Origin of the sequence: Deinococcus yavapaiensis KR-236 (assembly GCF_003217515.1) — a bacterium.
Taxonomy (GTDB): Bacteria; Deinococcota; Deinococci; order Deinococcales; family Deinococcaceae; genus Deinococcus_A; species Deinococcus_A yavapaiensis.
In genome coordinates, this window is the sequence record NZ_QJSX01000009.1 from 42975 (window position 1) to 60856 (window position 17882).

General features: G+C 62.9%; 21 protein-coding genes and 1 tRNA gene. 11 read left to right on the forward strand and 11 right to left on the reverse strand.

Annotated elements, in window-relative coordinates:
• The first annotated feature begins 14 nt into the window (after positions 1 to 14).
• The 9 genes from DES52_RS12085 to DES52_RS12125 all read left to right on the forward strand — a co-directional run bounded on the left by DES52_RS12085 (position 15) and on the right by DES52_RS12125 (position 8506).
• Complete coding sequence (locus DES52_RS12085; protein ID WP_110887080.1) at positions 15 to 1688, forward strand: PQQ-dependent dehydrogenase, methanol/ethanol family; 1674 nt, start codon at positions 15 to 17, stop codon at positions 1686 to 1688.
• Between the two features lie 65 nt (positions 1689 to 1753).
• Positions 1754 to 2623, forward strand: a complete 870-nt coding sequence (locus tag DES52_RS12090; protein ID WP_170131028.1) for a type 2 periplasmic-binding domain-containing protein — start codon at positions 1754 to 1756, stop codon at positions 2621 to 2623.
• 8 nt (positions 2624 to 2631) lie between these two features.
• Positions 2632 to 3612 (forward strand): ABC transporter ATP-binding protein, encoded by a 981-nt coding sequence (locus DES52_RS12095; RefSeq protein WP_110887082.1) that lies wholly within the window; start codon positions 2632 to 2634, stop codon positions 3610 to 3612.
• Between the two features lie 3 nt (positions 3613 to 3615).
• A complete protein-coding gene (locus DES52_RS12100; RefSeq protein ID WP_110887083.1) occupies positions 3616 to 4524 on the forward strand; it encodes an ABC transporter permease in 909 nt (302 codons plus the stop codon).
• Positions 4525 to 4580: 56 nt separating this feature from the next.
• Entirely contained in the window at positions 4581 to 5321 is a 741-nt protein-coding gene (locus DES52_RS12105) for a substrate-binding periplasmic protein (protein WP_146237275.1), read from the forward strand.
• Entirely contained in the window at positions 5318 to 6358 is a 1041-nt protein-coding gene (locus DES52_RS12110) for an ABC transporter substrate-binding protein (protein WP_110887085.1), read from the forward strand. Before DES52_RS12105 ends, DES52_RS12110 begins: the two co-directional genes overlap by 4 nt.
• A gap of 68 nt (positions 6359 to 6426) precedes the next feature.
• Positions 6427 to 7161: an ABC transporter permease gene (locus tag DES52_RS12115; protein ID WP_170131029.1), complete on the forward strand. Its 735-nt coding sequence runs from the start codon at positions 6427 to 6429 to the stop codon at positions 7159 to 7161.
• The gene (locus DES52_RS12120) at positions 7158 to 7880 is read left to right on the forward strand and encodes an ABC transporter ATP-binding protein (RefSeq protein WP_110887087.1); all 723 of its coding nucleotides are present in this window, start codon (positions 7158 to 7160) and stop codon (positions 7878 to 7880) included. Before DES52_RS12115 ends, DES52_RS12120 begins: the two co-directional genes overlap by 4 nt.
• Complete coding sequence (locus DES52_RS12125; RefSeq protein ID WP_110887088.1) at positions 7880 to 8506, forward strand: hypothetical protein; 627 nt, start codon at positions 7880 to 7882, stop codon at positions 8504 to 8506. Before DES52_RS12120 ends, DES52_RS12125 begins: the two co-directional genes overlap by 1 nt.
• Before the next feature lie 240 nt (positions 8507 to 8746).
• Here the strand turns inward: DES52_RS12125 and DES52_RS12130 are convergent, their stop codons facing one another.
• On the reverse strand, positions 8747 to 9430 hold the full coding sequence (locus DES52_RS12130; RefSeq protein WP_110887089.1) for a hypothetical protein: 684 nt from the start codon (positions 9428 to 9430) through the stop codon (positions 8747 to 8749).
• A gap of 161 nt (positions 9431 to 9591) precedes the next feature.
• On the opposite strand from DES52_RS12130, the gene DES52_RS12135 reads away from it, so the two are divergent.
• Both DES52_RS12135 and DES52_RS12140 read left to right on the forward strand, forming a co-directional pair.
• Positions 9592 to 10482: a ParA family protein gene (locus tag DES52_RS12135; RefSeq protein ID WP_110887090.1), complete on the forward strand. Its 891-nt coding sequence runs from the start codon at positions 9592 to 9594 to the stop codon at positions 10480 to 10482.
• Positions 10469 to 10846, forward strand: coding sequence for a hypothetical protein (locus DES52_RS12140; protein ID WP_110887091.1), 378 nt, complete (start codon positions 10469 to 10471; stop codon positions 10844 to 10846). The genes DES52_RS12135 and DES52_RS12140 overlap by 14 nt, the downstream gene beginning before the upstream one ends.
• Before the next feature lie 238 nt (positions 10847 to 11084).
• On the opposite strand, the gene DES52_RS12145 is transcribed toward DES52_RS12140, so the two are convergent.
• The 10 genes from DES52_RS12145 to DES52_RS12180 form a co-directional block, all read right to left on the reverse strand.
• Positions 11085 to 11390 carry a VF530 family protein gene (locus tag DES52_RS12145; RefSeq protein ID WP_245900962.1) on the reverse strand — a complete coding sequence of 102 codons (306 nt, stop codon included), beginning with the start codon at positions 11388 to 11390 and terminating at the stop codon, positions 11085 to 11087.
• 161 nt (positions 11391 to 11551) lie between these two features.
• Positions 11552 to 12814 carry an MFS transporter gene (locus DES52_RS12150; RefSeq protein WP_170131030.1) on the reverse strand — a complete coding sequence of 421 codons (1263 nt, stop codon included), beginning with the start codon at positions 12812 to 12814 and terminating at the stop codon, positions 11552 to 11554.
• On the reverse strand, positions 12811 to 13359 hold the full coding sequence (locus DES52_RS12155) for a DUF6428 family protein (RefSeq protein ID WP_110887093.1): 549 nt from the start codon (positions 13357 to 13359) through the stop codon (positions 12811 to 12813). Before DES52_RS12155 ends, DES52_RS12150 begins: the two co-directional genes overlap by 4 nt.
• Before the next feature lie 46 nt (positions 13360 to 13405).
• Positions 13406 to 13573 carry a hypothetical protein gene (locus DES52_RS22950; protein WP_170131031.1) on the reverse strand — a complete coding sequence of 56 codons (168 nt, stop codon included), beginning with the start codon at positions 13571 to 13573 and terminating at the stop codon, positions 13406 to 13408.
• Entirely contained in the window at positions 13570 to 13896 is a 327-nt protein-coding gene (locus DES52_RS12160) for an ArsR/SmtB family transcription factor (RefSeq protein ID WP_110887094.1), read from the reverse strand. Before DES52_RS12160 ends, DES52_RS22950 begins: the two co-directional genes overlap by 4 nt.
• A 342-nt stretch (positions 13897 to 14238) precedes the next feature.
• Positions 14239 to 14391 carry a hypothetical protein gene (locus DES52_RS22955; protein WP_170131032.1) on the reverse strand — a complete coding sequence of 51 codons (153 nt, stop codon included), beginning with the start codon at positions 14389 to 14391 and terminating at the stop codon, positions 14239 to 14241.
• Positions 14392 to 14403: 12 nt separating this feature from the next.
• Positions 14404 to 15093, reverse strand: a complete 690-nt coding sequence (locus tag DES52_RS12165; RefSeq protein WP_170131033.1) for an MIP/aquaporin family protein — start codon at positions 15091 to 15093, stop codon at positions 14404 to 14406.
• A gap of 4 nt (positions 15094 to 15097) precedes the next feature.
• Positions 15098 to 15559 carry an arsenate reductase ArsC gene (locus tag DES52_RS12170; RefSeq protein ID WP_110887206.1) on the reverse strand — a complete coding sequence of 154 codons (462 nt, stop codon included), beginning with the start codon at positions 15557 to 15559 and terminating at the stop codon, positions 15098 to 15100.
• A 525-nt stretch (positions 15560 to 16084) separates the two neighbouring features.
• A tRNA-Ser gene (locus tag DES52_RS12175) sits at positions 16085 to 16179 on the reverse strand.
• A 508-nt stretch (positions 16180 to 16687) separates the two neighbouring features.
• Positions 16688 to 17824, reverse strand: a complete 1137-nt coding sequence (locus DES52_RS12180; protein WP_146237276.1) for a PDDEXK family nuclease — start codon at positions 17822 to 17824, stop codon at positions 16688 to 16690.
• Between the last annotated feature and the right edge of the window lie 58 nt (positions 17825 to 17882).

The window sequence follows — 17882 nt, forward strand, 5'->3', positions numbered from 1 at the left end:
CCCAGGAGGACATAATGCGCAATCTACTCACGCTGGCTCTGGCACTCATCGGTAGCAGCACACTCGTGGCAAGCGCGCAAATCAGCAACTACGCGCCCGTCACGGACGCTCGACTGCTGAACCCCGAGCCGGGCAACTGGCTGTCCTACCGCGGCAACTACAGCAACTGGGGTTACAGCCCCCTCACGCAGATCACCTCGGCGAACGTCTCCCGCCTGCGGCCCGTCTGGGCGTTCTCGACCGGCGAAACGGCCGGTCACGAAGCTCCCGCGATCGTCAACAACGGCGTCATGTTCATCACCGCGCCGAACAACGGACTCTACGCCCTCAACGCGAAGACCGGACAGCAATTGTGGCAGTACAAACGCGAAATTCCCGAGGACCTCGTCACTTGCTGTGACATCGTGAACCGCGGCGTGGCCCTGTACGGCGACATGGTCTTGATGGGAACGCTCGACGCGCACGTCCTCGCGTTCAACGCGAAGACCGGCAAGATCATCTGGGACCGCACGATCGAGGACTACAAGAAGCGGTACACGATCACCTCCGCGCCCCTCGTCGCCGACGGCAAGATCATCACGGGCATCCACGGAGGCGAGTACGGGGTGCGCGGCTTCCTCGAAGCGCTCGACCCCAAGACCGGCAAGACGATCTGGAAGACGTACACCACCGTCAACGGCTCGTACCCCGCGGGCGGCGCTGAAACCGGAGGGGCGTCCACCTGGGTCACCGGCTCGTACGATCCGGGCACCAAGACCGTCTACTGGGGAACGTCCAACCCCTCTCCGTGGATCGATCCTCGCGCGAAGGAATCCGACGACCGCAAGTGGTCCTCGTCCGTGCTGGCGTTCGACGTCAAGACCGGCAAGATCAAGACCGGCTTCCAGTACAGCCCGAACGACGTGTGGGACTTCGACGGCGTCAACGAGCAGATCCTCATCGACACCGTGGTCAACGGCAAGACCATGAAGTCGATCGTGTCCGCCCACCGCAACGGCTACCTCTACCTGCTGGACCGTGCCAACGGCGGCTTGAAGTACGTGGACGCCCACAAGTTCATTAGAAGCACCGTGTATCAAAGCATCGACAAGAACGGCCGTCCGGTGTGGAATCCGCAGGCCCGTCCCGCTGTCGGCAAGCAAGCGAGCGCATGCCCGAGCCTCCTCGGCGGAAAGAACTGGAATCCTGCCGCCTACAGCCCTCTGACGAAGCTCGTCTACATTCCCAGCAACGAGTCCTGCATGACCATCAAGGGTTCGCAGGTGAAGTACGCGGCCGGTGAAGCCTACATCGGCGCAGAATCCGATATCACGACCGCTCCCGGCCTGAACCACATCGGGAAGTTGCAGGCCGTCGATCCCGTCACCGGCAAGCAAGTCTGGGCGCAAACCTTCAACTCGCTGTTGTGGGGCGGCGTGCTCACCACGGGCGGCAACCTCGTCTTCACGGGAAGCTCGGACGACCGTAACTTCAACGCGTTCGACGCGAAGACCGGCAAGAAGCTGTGGTCGTTCAAGACGAACTCCGGCGTGATCGGCGTGCCCGTCAGCTTCCAAGTGGAAGGCAAGCAGTACGTCGGCGTGTACTCCGGCTTCGGCGGCGTCGCCGGGTTCTTCAACAGCGGAGTCGGCGCCAAGACGAAGGACATTCCGACGGGCGGCGTGTTCTGGGTGTTCGCCCTCGACTGAGCTCCTCGTTTCTCGCATCAACTTGTTGGGGAGCCTTCGGGCTCCCCAACATGCCCGGAGTCCCCATGCGCCGACCGATCCTCCTCCTCGCTCTCATCGCGTGCTCGCTCGCGCTGGCTCAAGCTCCTGACGACCCGAACAGCACCCGAGGGTACTTGAGGACTGGCAAGGACCTCATGTTCTGCCTCGACAAGCAAAACCCGATGTGGCGCTTCGAGCAAGACATGGCAACCGCCATCGCCCAGTCTCTGGGCCGAAAGGCGGACTTTTTCGTTCATCGTCAACCCCTCCCGAGCGTCGACACGGCCGCCCAGCCACTCGAACGAACGGAAATGCTGCGCCTTTTCGCGCATCGCTGCGATGTCTACCCCGGCTTGGTGGGCAGCACCACGCCCGCCTTCGATTACCCGGCGGACGAGCAGATGTTCGCCACGAGGCCGTACTTGAAAGTCAGTTACGTGTTCGTGTCTCGCGTCAAGAACATCAAGTCGCTCACGAGCCTTCCGAAGAACGTTCCGCTGTCCATGGAACTGCGGGGACTTCCCGCGTACTTCATGTATACCCTTCGAAACGGACGGTTCACGGAACGACCCGTCAAGACAGCCGCTCGACTCGCCCTCGACTTGAAAACAGGAAAGGCCAAGGCGGGGTTGCTGTTCGCTCCCCAGCTCTACAGCCGCTCGCCGAATCCCGGCAAAGAAGGAATGTACGTCGGACCCGTCAAGGAACTGCCGAACATGACGTGGTACGTCATCGCCGGCGTGCGGCGCGACCGACCCACCCTTCGGCAGCAGATCGACGGCGCCATCAGCCGCCTGATTCGACGGGGTGAAGTCGCCAAGTTGCTGACGAAGCACAAGCTCGCCAATCCGTTCATCGTTCCTGCCGCCCCCAACGACACTCGCCCTCAATCGGAAACGTTCGACGAGAATTGACGAGGCCCATGACTCAACAAAACGTCATCCAGACTCGCGCCGTGCAGCACGCGTACGGCGACATCGCGGCGTTGCGAGGCGTCGACCTCGACATTCCACGCGGCACGTTCTTCGCGCTTCTCGGACCGAACGGTGCCGGCAAGAGCACGCTTGTCAGTATCCTCAGCACCCTGCTGCGTCCGACGAAAGGCGAGGCGAGCGTCGCGGGGTACGACGTGCGTCGTCAACCGGGCCGCGTGCGACGCGAACTCGGGCTGGTCTTTCAGGAACCAAGCCTCGATGAACGCCTCACGGTCATCGAGAACCTCGACTTCCACGGACATCTGTACGGTCTGGGGTCGAAAGAGCGTGCCCGTCGCGCTTGGGAGGTGCTCGAACTCGTCGAGCTCACCGATTGGGCGAACGGAACGGCCCGCATCCTGTCACGTGGCATGAAACGCCGCCTGGAAATCGGCCGCGCCGTCATGCACGACCCGAGCCTGCTCATCCTCGACGAGCCGACGGTCGGCCTCGACGTGCAGTCGCGTCACCGCATCTGGACGTACCTCAACGCTCTGCGTGAACGAACGGGCGTCTCCATCCTGCTCACCACGCACCAAATCGAAGAGGCCGAGAACGCCGACCTCGTCGCGATCATCGATCGTGGAGAAGTCCTTCAGCTCGGGGTGCCCGCCGAGTTGCGCGCCGCACATGGCGACACGCTCGTCACCCTTCGCGGCGTGCCGGTCCCACTTCGAACCGAACTCGAACGGGAATACCCCCACCTGGACAGCAAAGGCGACACGGTTCGGCTGCGCGTCACGGACCCTCGACCTCTCCTGGCGGACCTCGCGAGAACGTCGTTCGACGTGCGGGCCGTCAGCGTGCAGTCCCCGTCGCTGGAGGACGTCTTCCTCGATCTCACGGGGCGTCAATTGCGCGACGACCGCGCGGACCCACGAGAAGCGACCCTCGCGTTCGCTCGGCGCGGCGGCGAGCATACGAGGTGATCCGTGACTGAGCTTCCCGAGCAGCAGCGCCGAAACGAGCAGCGGCCCGCCGAGGACAAGCAAGGCGGGCTTCCGCCAACTCGGCGCGATCACACGGCGGGCTCCACGACGGGTCCCGCGTACTACCTTTCGTGTCTGTACGCCATCTGGGCACGCGAAGTGAAGCGGTCCGTTCGTGAAAGCGGACAGTTGGTCGGCGCGTTCAGCCGCCCTCTGCTGTGGGTGATCATCTTCGGGGTGGGCCTCACCCCGTACTTCCGGACGGGACTGCGCGAAACGACGTTCGTCGTGCCGTTCACGTACATGCAGTTCATCTTCCCGGCGGTCGTGCTGCTCAACATCCTCTACCCGAGCATTCAAAGCGCCGTGTCGCTCATTCACGATCGGCAATTCGGCTTCTTCCGGGAAGTGTTCGCGTCGCCCGTGCCGCGCAGCGCGGTCTTTCTCGGCAAGCTCCTCGGAGGCGCGACCGTCGCGCTCTTTCAAGGCGCGCTCGTGCTGCTCCTCGCGCCGTACGTCGACGTTCCGCTGGGCGTCAACCAACTTCCGGCCGTGCTCGGCGTGATGTTGCTCGTCGCCCTCGCGTTCACGGCGATTGGCCTGCTCATCGCGCAAAACCTGCGGTCCTTCGAAGGCTTCGGCGTGTTCTCGAACGCGCTGATCCTTCCCGTGTACTTCCTGGCGAGCAGCGTGTTCCCAATGGACCCCAGCCTGAGCGTCCAGCAACAGCAGCAGGTGTTTCCGTCTTGGCTCGTTTTGCTGGTTCACGTCAATCCACTGACGTACGCCATCGACTTGCTGCGCGGATTCATCATCGGCTACCGAGAGCAGGCCTTCGGGGTGGACGTGACGGTCGTGCTGGCCCTCACGGTCGTTTCTTGCGTGCTGGCGTACCGCGGGTTTCGCCGGTGAAGGAACGAAGGAAGGGGTGGCGCGAATGGCGTCCGGCGGGCAGCACGCTGTTCATCATGCTGGGCGTAGCGTCGTACCTGCTGCTCCGCGAACTTCCACCCGACAGTTCGCTGGCACTCGTGCAACAGTCGGGCGTCCTCAACGTCTGCCATCCCAGCACCCTTGCGCCCTTCGTCGACTCCGACGGAGACACCGTGAGCGGAACCGAGGCGGAACTCGCGCGCCGCGTCGCGGCGTCCATCGGCGTACGCGTCAACTGGAACTTGCAGCCCGGCTGGGGGCAGGCGCCCGATCCGGTGGATTGGGGCTTGCGGCCCGAGTCGTGCGACGTTCTCGTCGGCGGAATCGTCACGTCCTCGGAAACGCAGGCCCTCATGCAACTCCTTCCCTACGACCGCGTGCCCTGGGTTTTGCTGACCCGCGAAGGAACGCCTCGGAACCTCGGCATCCTCGCCAACCACTGGGGTCTGCTCGGCGATCAAGTGTTCGATTGGGGAGATCGGCACGGCTACTCGTACCTCTCGTTCGAATCGGCAGGCGAAGCGGCAAAGTCGGCCGAGAGCGGTGAGGTGGACGCTATCTTGGCATTACGACCCGAAGCGGAACAGGTCGCCAAAACCCTACCGGCATGGACGGCGCGTCCTGTCGAAGACCTCCCGGCTGCCGAACTGAACGTCGGCTTGTGGAAAACCCGCATCACGCTCAAACGAGCGGTGAAGCGCGCCATCGAACATCAAAAATCGTGCTGCCTCGACACAGGGTCGCGCCTTCGCGACCCGAACGGAGTTGAACAATGACTTACCTTCAACATGACTCGTCGCCCCTCCAGGGTCACAACTCCCGCCGCCCGATTCTCGCTTCTTCGCGCTTGCTCGTCGGAGCGGCCCTTCTCGTGGGGTTGTCGACTTGGTCGTCGGCGCACGCACAACGCCAAATCAAGATCGGCTCGCAAGCGGGCGGAACCCTCGCGTGGGTTCTGTACGGCATCGAGTACTTCGGCATCGACAAGGAACTCGGCTTGGACGTACGCTCGCAAGACTTCGCGTCGAAGGACGCGACGCGCATCGCCTTGCGTTCCGGCGACGCTCAAGTCGTCGTCGACGACTTCCTGGAAGTGACGTTGCTGCGGCAGAAGAACTTCAACGTGACCGCCGTCTACCCGTTCAGCCTCTTGACCGGCGGTATCGTGGTTCCCGCCAACAGCGGCATCCGAACCGTCGCGGACTTGAAGGGAAAGACCATCGGCGTCACGAGCCTCACCGACAAGACCTTGCTGATCTTGCGCGCGTACACCCGCAACAAGTTCGGGTTCGATCCGCAAACCGACAGCAAGGTGGTGTCCGCGAGCAGCCCTTTGATCGGTCAGTTGCTCGACCGAGGTGAAATCAACGCCGGCATTCCCTTCTGGCATCACGGCGCCCGTCTCACGGCGACCGGCAAGTACCGCCAAGTGATCAGCAGCGGTGAACTGCTGCGCGGACTCGGCCTTCCCGCCAACATCCCCCTGCTCTACATCGTCGCCCGGAACGACACCGATCCCGAAACGCTTCGCCTGTTCATCAAGGCCGTCCGAGTCGCCACGGACCGCATGAAGGCCGACACGGGACCTTTCTGGAACAGCTTGCTCGAAAAAGGTCTGTACAGTTTGCCTGACCGCACGCAGTTGCCCGCCTTGCGTCGCCAATGGGAAGCGGGCGTTCCGAAGAGCTGGTCGTCGAAGGACTTGAACAACACGTTGTTGCTCACCCGTAAGATGATCGAAGTGGCGGGCGCGGACGTCGTCGGGATTCAACGACTCGACACGCGAGCCTTCAACACGAGCTTTCGTCCTTGAACCACATGCAGACGTCGTCACCGGCCCCATCAACTGCCGCGAAGAAAACGCGTCGTCCACGTCGGTGGTTGTGGCGATTCGTCGGTCTGCTGACCCTCTTCGCCGCTTGGCCGGGCATGACGGCGTTGCTGGGTCCGGACATCTTTCCGGGCCCGGCGGAGACTTTGCAGTTCCTCGGGCGGGAAATCGCCCGGGGCGTCTTCTGGGGGCATCTCGGCATCACGATCGGACGGGTCCTCGGGGCGTTCGCCTTGGCGCTTCTCATCGGAATTCCGCTCGGGTGGTGGCTGGGCCGCTCGAAGCGAGCGTACTGGACGGCCGAGTCTTGGTTGGCGGCGGGCTTGTCCGCACCACGAATCATGCTCCTGCTCGTCGCCTTTCTCTTGATCGGCCTCAACGAGCGGGCTTTGATCACGGCGATCACCGTCATCCTCCTGCCGACGGTCGTGGTTCAAGTGCGCGAAGGCGTTCGCGCACTCGACCCGCGGTTGGCGGAAATGGCTCAGGCGTTCCGCTTGAGCCGAGGCGCGACCCTGCGGTGGGTGATGCTTCCTCAAATGCTGCCGGCGGCGCTCGGCACAGCGCGCGTCACGTTGAGCCTGTCGTGGAAGATGGTGGTCTTCGGCGAGGTGTTCGGGCGCACGAGCGGCGTCGGGTACATGATCTCGTTTTACTTCCAGCAATTCGAGATGCGCGGCATCCTCGCCTACGGACTGGCGATGACGATCCTCCTTGCCGCCCTCGACTACGCTTTCGCGGCGTTCGGCGACCACGCGTTTCGTTGGAAAGGAGAAGTGGCATGATCGGCGTGACGTTCGAGGGCATCGAGAAGCGCTTCGCCCATGAAGGTGGAACGCGGACGATCCTGCAACACCTCAACCTCGAGGTCGCTCCCGGTGAAGTCATCGCGCTCGTCGGAAGAAGCGGCTGTGGAAAGACGACCTTGCTGAATCTCGCAGCGGGACTCACGAGGGCCGACGAGGGCCGCTTGACCTTCAGCGCCCCGCCCCGCGTGGGCTACGTGTTTCAAGACGCTCGCCTGCTGCCTTGGTTGACGTTGGAGGGAAACTTGACGTTGGTCCAGCCGAACGTCACGGCGGCGCGCGTCTCGCACGAACTGGCGCGCGTCGGTCTCGCCGGACGGCAACGTGACTACCCGTCTCAGTTGTCGCTGGGAATGGCCCAGCGGGCGGCGGTCGCCCGCGCCTTGATCATCGAGCCGAACCTCCTGCTGTTGGACGAGCCGTTCGGAGCGCTCGACGAACTGACGGCGAACGAACTTCGCGCGGAACTGCTGCGGCTGCTGCAACAAACTCGCGCGACTACCCTGCTCGTCACGCACAACCCCATCGAAGCGGTGATGCTCGCCGACCGAATCGTCATCATCGCGGGACGGCCCGCCCGTGAACGTCACGTCATCGACGTGAACGCGCAGTTGGACCGCTCACGCCCTTTCGACGATCCTCGGGTGTGGGCGCTTTCGCGCAAGGTCATCGACCTCCTCGGACACGAGGCGGCCTGATGAACCGCGCGAGCAAGGTGGGACTCCTCCTCGCGGGCGTGGCGGCCCTCTTGCTCTTGGCGTTCTACCGATCCGAGTTGCAGTGGGTCTGGGAGGAGCGGCAAGAGATCCTCGGCGCGGTACGCGCGACGACCGTTCGGCTCGCTTCCGTCATCGTGATCGGATTGATCGTCGGCGTGAGCCTCGCGCGGTTGATGCGCGTGAGCCGACGCATCGAGGCCAAGGCGACGCCTTGGGTGCTGGCCTTCCTTTCGGTGCCGTGGTTGCTGCTCATGGTCGCGATCAACCTCATTCCCAGTTTGGGACTCGACGAGACGGCCGCGACGGGCTTGGCCGTCGCGGCGTTCGCCGTTCAAATCTGGGCGTTGGGTCGGCGAAAGCTCGAGGACTCCCGCGAAGTTTATGTTCGCCGCGCCTTCAGTTACGCGTTTGTCGCCGTCATGGCCGGAGAGTTGCTCGCCCGCACGGACGGACTCGGAGCGCAAGTTCGCTTCTTTACCTTGTTCTCGCGCTTCGAGCACGTGCTTCTGTACGCGGCCCTGCTCGCCGTTCTCTCGATGCTGCTCCTCCCGCTCGTCAGCCTCATGCTTCGCGTCGGCAAAAGCTCGTTTCTGCTGCAGGGATAGTCGAAGATCGGTCGGACAGAAGGGCGTCGCCCGACCTGTCACTTCATGGTTCGTCCGGTCTTCCCTATTTCCTCCGGTCGGGCAGAAATATTTCGAGTTCTTCACCTCTCCCGTTCCGCTTCCTGCTCAACGTGAAGTTCGGCATGAGGCTACCAAGGCGAAAGGGGCAGGAGCCACTTGCTTCAGGGGCTCCGACGGACAGTACGCGCTTCGAAGAGCTTGGACGGTCGTTCTTTGCTCTTACAGCCAGTCTTGCCAAGGTGCGAGCACTTCACGCCAGATGGTCGCGACGTCGAACGTGCCATGCCAAAGCGGCAGGACGATGCCGACGCCGAAGTCGATCCACCGCCACGGCATGTCCTGCGTTTGCGTCAGCAGGTACTCGATGGCGCGCACGCTGGTCGCTTCCGGCAAGGCTTCGTTGTACGGCCCGAACTGCGAGTAATCGTCGTCACGGATCAACTTGTTCTGCTCGACGTGCCACACGATCGTCTGCGCGTCCACGCCGTGGTAGTCGCGCCCCGCGCCGGGCGTGGCCGTGCCGAGCGTGATTCGCACCGTGAGCGGCAGCGGCGTTCGCTTCGCGACGTCTTGCAAGCGCACGTCGAACTCCTTGGACGCCGCGCGACGCGTGAAGTCGTGCCATGCCCATTTCGGCGTCATGACATCCGAGGGTGGAAACAGCGCGGACGCCGAGCCTTCCACGCCTTTCTCGACGCACCACTGAACGAAGATGTGCTCGTCGCCCCACGGCCACACGCCGATTTTCGCGCGGTGATGCGCGGGCGTCTCGAAATTCGGCAGCAGCCACACGGGGCACTCGTCGGGACGCCCGAGGTTGTACAGCAGCATGCCGAGCGGTTGTGGCGCGACGTCTTGAATCGCGTGGGCGAGTTCGCGGGGGCTGTAAGGCTTGACGGTCATGCGGGGTTCCTTCGGTGGTCGGCGTTCACTTCGCGCATGTCGTCAGCATACGAAGAGCTCGAGGCGTCGTCGGCGCACTTGCCTCGCTGCGTTCGACTCCCAGCGCAAACGTCAAATGCGGCCCTCTCGATGTGGAGCGACACTAGAATGCAACGGATTTCATGCCGCACATCATCAGCTTCATCAATCTCAAGGGTGGCGTCGGCAAGACGACCACCCTCGTTCAAGTCGCGGACGCTTTGTCGTCGTTGCACGGTCGGCGCGTGCTCGTCATCGACCTCGATCCGCAGACGAACGCCACGATCGCTCTGATCGGCGAGGACCGCTGGTTGCAGTGCGATCAAGCCGGGCAGACGCTCGCCCAACTGTTCATCGACAAGCTCGAAGGCACCGACGTGTTCGACCCGGAGCGCGCCACCATCCGTAAAGTCTCGAACCTTCCGACGAGCACCCTCGATCTCATTCCGTCCAGCCTCAAGCTCATCGACGTGCAAGACCGCATGAGCGACATCTCGTACAAGACCAGTTACACGATGTCCCCGATCGACGTCGTGAAGCTCACGCTGCAGCCAATCCTGAGTCAGTACGACTACGTGCTGATCGACTGCCCGCCGAACCTCGGCTACATTACACAAAACGGCTTGGAGATCAGCGATTGGTACGTCATCCCGACGATTCCGGATCGCTTGTCGACGTACGGCATTCCGCAAATCATTCGCCGCGTGGAGAAGCTGCGCCGCGACCGCAAGTTGAAGGTGCGCTGTCTCGGCTTGGTGTTGACGAAGGTGCAGTCGAACTCGTCGAGTCACGACCGCACGAAGCGCATTCTGCCCGCTCAGTTGCAGCGCGCCTTCGAAGAGGCGGGCGCCGCGCCCGCGACGATGTTCGAGACGAGCATTCCTCAGGCGAACGCCTTCGCGGACGCCGTGGACTACTCGCGCGGCTTCATCAGTTTCAAGGAGAAGTACGGCCGTTCCTTGTCGGGCGGTCAAGCGTTGTACGAGTACGCCGCTGATTTCGCGAAGGAGTTGATGAACCGTGTCGAAGCCTGAAGCCTTGCAGCAAATTCGCCGCCTCCTGACGTTCCTGGAAAAGCACGCGGCGGAACACCCGGAGTTCGCCCAAGCCTTGAACGACGCTCTTGGCGTCAAGCCAGCCGTGAAAGCCGCGCCGAAGATGCCGAAAGCCAAAGCGCCGAAGGTAGACGTGGATCCGTTGACGTTCGTGGTGCAGCACGGACTGCCCGCCTTCCAAACGCACGTCGCGGCAGCGTCGGACGACGAGGTACGGGCGCACGCGAAGTTCTTGAAGGTGCGCGTCTCGAAGAAGGACAGCGTGGACGACGTGCGCCGCAAAGTCCTCGACAACCTCGCTCGGGAAGTCAATCGAGGTTCGGCCTTTTCGAAAGGTGATTGACCAGGAACGGTTCCTCTCGGGACCGTTCTTCCGTCGACTGCTTCGACACGTTCGGGAACTTCGCAACCCACTTCCGGCGCCAAGCGGGACCGCCCCTGTACCTTGGCAGAGACGACCTTGGCGTTCACGACGTGTCGAGCGACTTGGTATGAAGCGTGTCCGTGTTGCCTCGTTCGATGTGGAACGCCAGCAGGAAGCGGGGCGCCAGCCGACCGTCTGATCTTGTTCGGCGCGGCGCTCAATGCCGGTGCTTGCGCAACATGTACAGGTACAACTGCTCGACCTTCTCGCGCGCCCACGGCGTTTTCCGCAAGAACTTCAAGGCGGACGGCACGCTCGGCTGGTCTTGAAACGCTCGGACCTTCACGCGCCTGGCCAGTTCTTGCCAACCGTAAAAGTCGATCAACTCCACCAACATCCGTTCGAGGGTGACACCGTGCAGAGGATCGTTGGACTTAAACTCGGTCATTTGGTGCAGTGTGACCGTCTCGTCCAGCCGCGTTTGTTCCTGTCCTTCCATCCACGGGCGTTTCAGGACGAGCATGATCGCAGTGCAAAGAAAACCCCCACGAGTTCCCGAATGGCAAGTGGGACGAGTCCACGCCCTCGTGACCGAGCCCCGAACGCTTCCCAAACGAACAACAAACAACGACGAACCTCTTCGCTGAAGAGGTTCGTCGTTGACGTTGGCTCACAAGGTCGACTTCACGTCGCCGCAAATGTCACCTTTGCTGACCGCGCGGCGTTCATCACGGCCACGACCGAGGCGGCACCAACGACGAGCAGCAGCCAGAGCGACGACGTGTAGCCACTCGCCGCCCCATGAAGTGCGCCAACCGCGAACGGGGCGGCTGCTTGCGCGAGCGACGAGATGAACGACAAGCTTCCCGCAACCAGACCGAAGTTCTCGCTGCCGAAGTGATCCGCGACCATTGACGCGCGCACGAGGGTCGTCATGCCATTGGCCATGCCGAACAGCAGCACAAAGGCCCACACGCCGATGACACCGGGTACGGCAAGAAGAATCAGCAGGGCCGTGCCTCGCAGCGTGAACACCGCCGTCGCCAGGAATCCGAGCGACCAGCGTGTCAAGAATGGAGCGAACAGCGCACGGCCCGGCAAGGCGGCGAGACCTACTCCGCCCGCAGCAAGACCAACGAAGGACGGCGTGTACCCGCGCTCCAGCAGAAGAGGCACGAGATGCGCCGCGAGGGCCACGGCCGTGAATTGAGCGAGCGAAAACGCAAGGGCCAAAAGTCGGAAGTTGCTGTTGCGCGTCAAATCCCGAAGTGACGTTCGGGAAGGTTGCCTGGACACGGCTTGCACTGACCCGGTGCCGTCTGGCATCAGCCCGAGATCTGCAGGGTCGCGTCGAAGAAGCAGCCCGTGAGGCAGCACCGTCGTGACCCCGAGCAGTCCCGCGAGCGCGAAGAGCGCGGCTCGCCAGCCCAACTCGGTCACCAAGGCGGTGGTGAGGGGCACGAAGATCGTACTGGCCAAGCCCGCCACGAGGGTGATGATCAGCAGGGCCTTCGGGCGGTCCCGGCGAAACCAGCGGGCGACGACGGCGAAGGCGGGGTCGTAGAACACGCAGGCCATCGCCACGCCCATGAGGAGCCATGTGGCGTACAAATCCGGGAGGGTCGTGACGCGAGACCATGCCAAGACCAGCAAGGTTGCCAGGATCGCTCCGAAGGTCATGACAATTCGCGCGCCGCGGCGATCTACGGTCCGACCGACAAGAGGCGCGACCAGACCAGCTACGAGCAGGGCAAGCGAGAACGCTCCGCTTGTTTGCGCGCGGTTGAGGTCGAGGTCGTGTTCCATGGCGGGCAGGAAGACCGCGTACGAGTAGTACAAAACGCCATACGAGACGGTCGTGGTCAGGGCGAGCGCGCGAACGATCGTCCAGCCGTAGAACGAAGGGGAGCGCGTGACGCTCCCCCGGGTGGCTTCGCTGTCGCTCAACAGCATCCCTTTGCGGGCGCGGTCGGCAGAACGTCGAGCGCGACGAGTTCGGCGGTACGAGCGCTGGCGGGGCCGCAGCAGGCGGCTTCCCCGGCGGCAATGCGTTCGTCGTTCGGCTTGCAGGACACGGCGGGGTAGCCGAGATTGACGAGGACGCGGTCCACTTGCGCGTCGACGCTGCCCACGAAGTATTGGATGGTGGGATGGACGGCGTCGCCGTACTCGAAACGTAGCTTGGCGTCACGTCGAACGGGAACGCTCGCGGCGACGCGGCGGTAGATGGCGAGGAACTTGTCGACGGTCATGAAGCCTTGGTCTTCTTCGCCTCCGCCGTTCCAGAGTTGCACGACGGTTTCACGCCAGGCGTCGGCGCGACCGCCGCAGTCCATGGCTTCGATGGTGACGGCTTTGACTTCGGTGACGTGGTAGCCCTCGCGTACGAGCGTCTCGCCGTGAAGTTGGAAGATCAGGAGCTTGTTCGCGTGGGGTTCGAGGGTGTCGAGGAAGGCTTGGGTGCGGTCGGGCGCGGTGAGGATCTGGGTCATGACGGTCTCCTTTGATCGAACTTCTTCGATGTATTGAGGCTAAAAATCAGCAGGTGAGGCAAGCGGACGAGGACACGGGCGTGGCGACCTGCACCTTCGGCGAGGTGGGCACGGCATTCGCCGTCAGGCAGCACAGCGAGCGTCGCGTGTCGGCTTCCGAGCGAAGTTGGGCTTGACGGTCCAGCGCGACTTGCAGAGACATCCACGGGTTCATACGGCCTCCTTGACCGCCTTCGGCAAGGCGGTGGCGAGCGAGTTCAGGGCGGAGCGGGCGATCTCGAATCCTTTGGGGCTGAGGGTGTAGTAGGTGTACTTGCCGCGCTTCTCGGCGGTGACGAGGCCGGCGTCGACGAGAAGTTTCATGTGGTGGCTGGTGGTGGGCTGACTGAGGCCGAGGTGGTCTTGCACGTCGCAGGTGCACACGCCTTGCCCGGTGGAGCAACAGGTGCGGTCGGCGGTGGCGAGGAAGTGCAGGGCCTTGAGACGGTGCACGTCGCCGAGCGCTTTGAACACCTCGGCTGTTTGATCGAACTTCATGGATGTATCGTGCCTTATGGATCGAAAAATGTCAATACGTTATATGGAGAGCAAGTGCATCACCGTCGCCGACCTCGGGCATGCCCCTCGAAACTCCTGTGACGCACACCCTTCGGCACCTCGTCACGAACGATTTCCTCGAAACCGAACTTCAGGAAGAACCTCTCCTGCCGGCGCCTTGAGCAGCACAAAGCTCTGCAAGCCCTCCGCTCGCGCTTCGGCAAGCATCTGCATCCATACGCTTCCCAGCGCACTGCCCCGCAAGTCGTCACGCACTGCGACCGAACGCAGCAACCCGTGCGAGTCGTACCGTTCCGAGCCGATCACGTCGAGCGAGTCACCTTAATCCTCTACGGCAAGCACGAAGTTCGCCAAATGCCCCCGAACCCCGTCGAGAGGGAGCTTCGACGCGCAAAGCAGCGCCTCCACGGCCATTAGGGCGTTCTCATCCGCCTGGCGAAACGCGATGTCTCGCCGCTCTTTGCCGTCCGTCATCGGACGCCTCCTTCACGCTTCGCCGGAATGAAACTCGCGAGCGTCTTGCGGTCGAGGTTCCAACTCACGGGCAGACCTCGGGCTGATCACGCGGTTCACCAACACGGCGAGCGCGGCACCCACCAAGGGTGCCACCCAGTACAGCCAGTGGGCCGTCCACACGCCGCTCGAGAGGGCCGGGCCGATGGAACGCGCCGGATTCATGCTCGCTCCCGTGAGCGGCCCGCCCATCAGCGCTTCGAGGGCAACGACGCCACCCACGATCCAGGGCAGCCCACTTCTCAGTGCGACGAGCAGCAGGAAGAACGTGAGGATCAACTCCAACATGAACGCCTGCGTGACGCTTCCGGCAGGCACCGTCGCTCCAAGGTTCCCTGCTCGGCCGAACAGCGCCAGCAACACGAAGCCCGCGAACACCGCGCCGACAAACTGCGCGAGGATGTAGGGCATGGCGCGGGAATGGGGGAACTTCCCGGCCAAAACGAGCGCGAAGGTTGCGGTAGGGTTGATGTGCGCTCCGCTGATCGGTGCGAAAGCGGCGATGACCGTGGCGACGCTGAGTCCAAAGACGAGGGCAACGCCGACCTGTCCGAGCGCGCCCATTTGAGCTTGAACGACCGCCGCGCCAGGTCCGAAGAACACCAGGGCGAAGGTACCGACGAGTTCGGCCGTGATGGCTCGGGAGAGCGGAACGTCGCTCACGACATCATGCGTCTTCGGGGGCGGGCGTGCGTTCGTACGAGGCGGGCAAATCGCCGCCGTCCCTCAGGGCCAGCACGAACGCTTCGAGTCGCGCCTTCATCTGGTCACGCACCGCCCGCCAACGCGCCAAGCTGCCCCCGCTCGGGTCGGTGAACGGATAGTGCAAGCGTGTCGTCTTCGCGGGGTAGACGGGGCACGCTTCGGCCGCACTGTCACAAACCGTGATGACGAAGTCGAAGTTCCAAGGATCGGGCACGTCGAACAACGTCTTGCTGGAATGCGACGAGAGGTCGATGCCAAGTTCACCCATCACTTCGATGGCAGGCGGCTTCACGAAGGTCGCCTCGATTCCCGCGCTGTGAGCCTCCAAGGCAACGCCGTGCCGCCGTGCGAGCGCTCGCAGCAAGCCCTCTCCCATCTGGCTTCTCGCCGAGTTGTGAGTGCATAGAATCAACACCCGAGGAATCATGGGGTCAAGCTACCACTGCCTACAAGGGATGAGGACGGTCAGTGCCTCGACTCGCGCATGGCGTCCTTGAGCTTTTCCAACACACGCTGCAATCGCGAGCGCCACTGTCGAGGCTCGAAGTCGTCGTCGGCCAGGCAATAGAACAAGAGACTCCAAGCCAGTCCGCGGACTTCTCGAAGTTGTGGAGGCCGAGCTGTGTACTCTGTCGTCGCTGGCTCCTCTGCGGGGTCACGACCTTCGGCACACCTTCGCCTCGCGTCGAGGAATGCCTGGCGACATCGTGAGCCATAAAGACTCATCGATTACATCAAAAATTATCGTCAGGGCATCTTGCAGGAATTGCTTGATCACATGTCTAATCTCGGGGCGATTATTCCCCGGCGATTGCCAATGCAAGCTGCCGACTGAGCAACTTTTCAGTCCGCTACCCACAGACAGTCCACATCGAGTGAGCGGCGAGCCATCAAGTGGCTCGCCGCTGTTTCTTCCCGCCAGGACTTGTTTGTTGTCCTACAGGATTTCTGGCGGAACGGGAGAGATTCGAACTCTCGGTACGGTTGCCCGTACACACGCTTTCCAGGCGTGCCCCTTCAACCAGCCGCAGCTGCAAACGCTCCAGGACGAGCTTTTTCCCACTTCGCGTGCTTCGAGGGATCGTTCTTTCGAGCGCGTTCGCAGCTTACGCCGCACGGCGGTACTCGTCAAGCGTCGTGGCCTGGACGCGTGGAACGGCAACCTTCCGATCGGACGCACCCTTGCATTTTCGGTCGGTCGGGAGGGCGCCGCCCGACCTGTCATTTCAGGGTGCGTCCGGTCTTCCCTGCTCCCTCCGGTCGGGTCAACGCGGCGTGGCCGCGCCGACCAGGGACCTTTCGAGTTCTTCATCTCTCCCGTTTCCCTTGAGCCAGCAAGGCGAAGAACGCTGCTTACCATCGAAGGTCCGGAGGTCAGCCCTGGCGTTGAGTCCCCTTGGAGGTGTGAGCGTGGCTCCCCTCAGGCACTGCCCGCTTTGATGCGATGCCGGCTGGTTCGTGCCGTGCGCGTGTACACGCTGCTCGGCCAGCTTCGCAAAGTCCCGAGTCCTCAACCTGGCAGTTCAAGCGGGGAGGGCGCTCGTCGTGCCCTTCAGACCTGCTGCCGTTTCGCTGCGACCTCTTGAATGCACTGGTCGATGAGGTCGATCAGCGCCTCACCTCGTTGCGCGAAGATCTCCAGGGGCAATTGATAGCCTTGATCTGGGTTGGTGTGGGGCAACGCTTCATTCGCCACGTCATTGAGTTGCCGGATGAAGTCCGCTCTTCGCTCAGGATCATCGAACGGGGGGTACTGGCGAAGCTGATCAACACCGATCCAAATGACCCCGTAGGTCCAAACGTAGGCGAGCCGGTGCTTCATTCCCGGAGGTCCGATCATGAACGAGCCCTGGGTCTTCCCCTTGCCCCAGACGACCGTCCAGCTTCGTTGTGCGGCTCGGTCGAGGATTCGTTGAGCGAGCCGCGTGGCCGCTTCACCTTTGGAGGCGATGGCGGCCAAGAAGCGCTCTGACGTCCAAAGCGCTTCTCCTGGTGAGGCAGAAACGTTCTTCTTCTGCTCGGCAGCCGCCGATTGGCCAATGAGTCTTGGCACCAGCGCTTGCGTGTTCCCACCGCGAAACTGCTTGACTTCCAAAGCGAGCACTTCCGCCGGGTCCATCTGCCCGTTGAGGAACTCCACGACGCGGCGCAATTCCGGAGGAATGACGTCCGCGACGAAGATCATGCGGATGCGGCCCGCTTGCAAGTTCGTCTTGACTTGCAGCCAGAACGCGTCCGGATCGCCGCCCTCGGTGAGCTGCGTGATTTCGTCGTTCGCGTCGACGCCACGGTCATCACACAGCTGTTCGAAGTCCGCGCGCAGTTGCTCGACCGGCCAGTACACGACGGCGTTCGCGGCGTAGTCGAGCATCTGCCCGACGACTTCCCGTCGGATGCGCGTGTCGCTGCTGCGCTTGACTTCAACGAGCGTCGGGACGGCGTCTTGATCGAGGAAGAGGTGATCCAGGGACCAGCGTCCACTTCCATTCTGTGTGTCCGGAACAGACATCTCCTGCCGGACGAGCAGCCAGCGGCGTGGTTGCGCGGGGTTCATCTGCTCGCCCGCCAGCAAGTTCGGGTGGGAAGCGAGGAGGTCTTGCAGGAGCGCTTCGGTGTCGTAGGGTTGCTCTCGCATTTCGACGAGTTGCCCGTTCACGATCTGGTAGATGACGCTGTCCATGCTTGCCAATGGCGTCGTCCTTTCGGTGTGGAGAGATTGACACTGAGGCGGTCACTTCTTGCTGCTG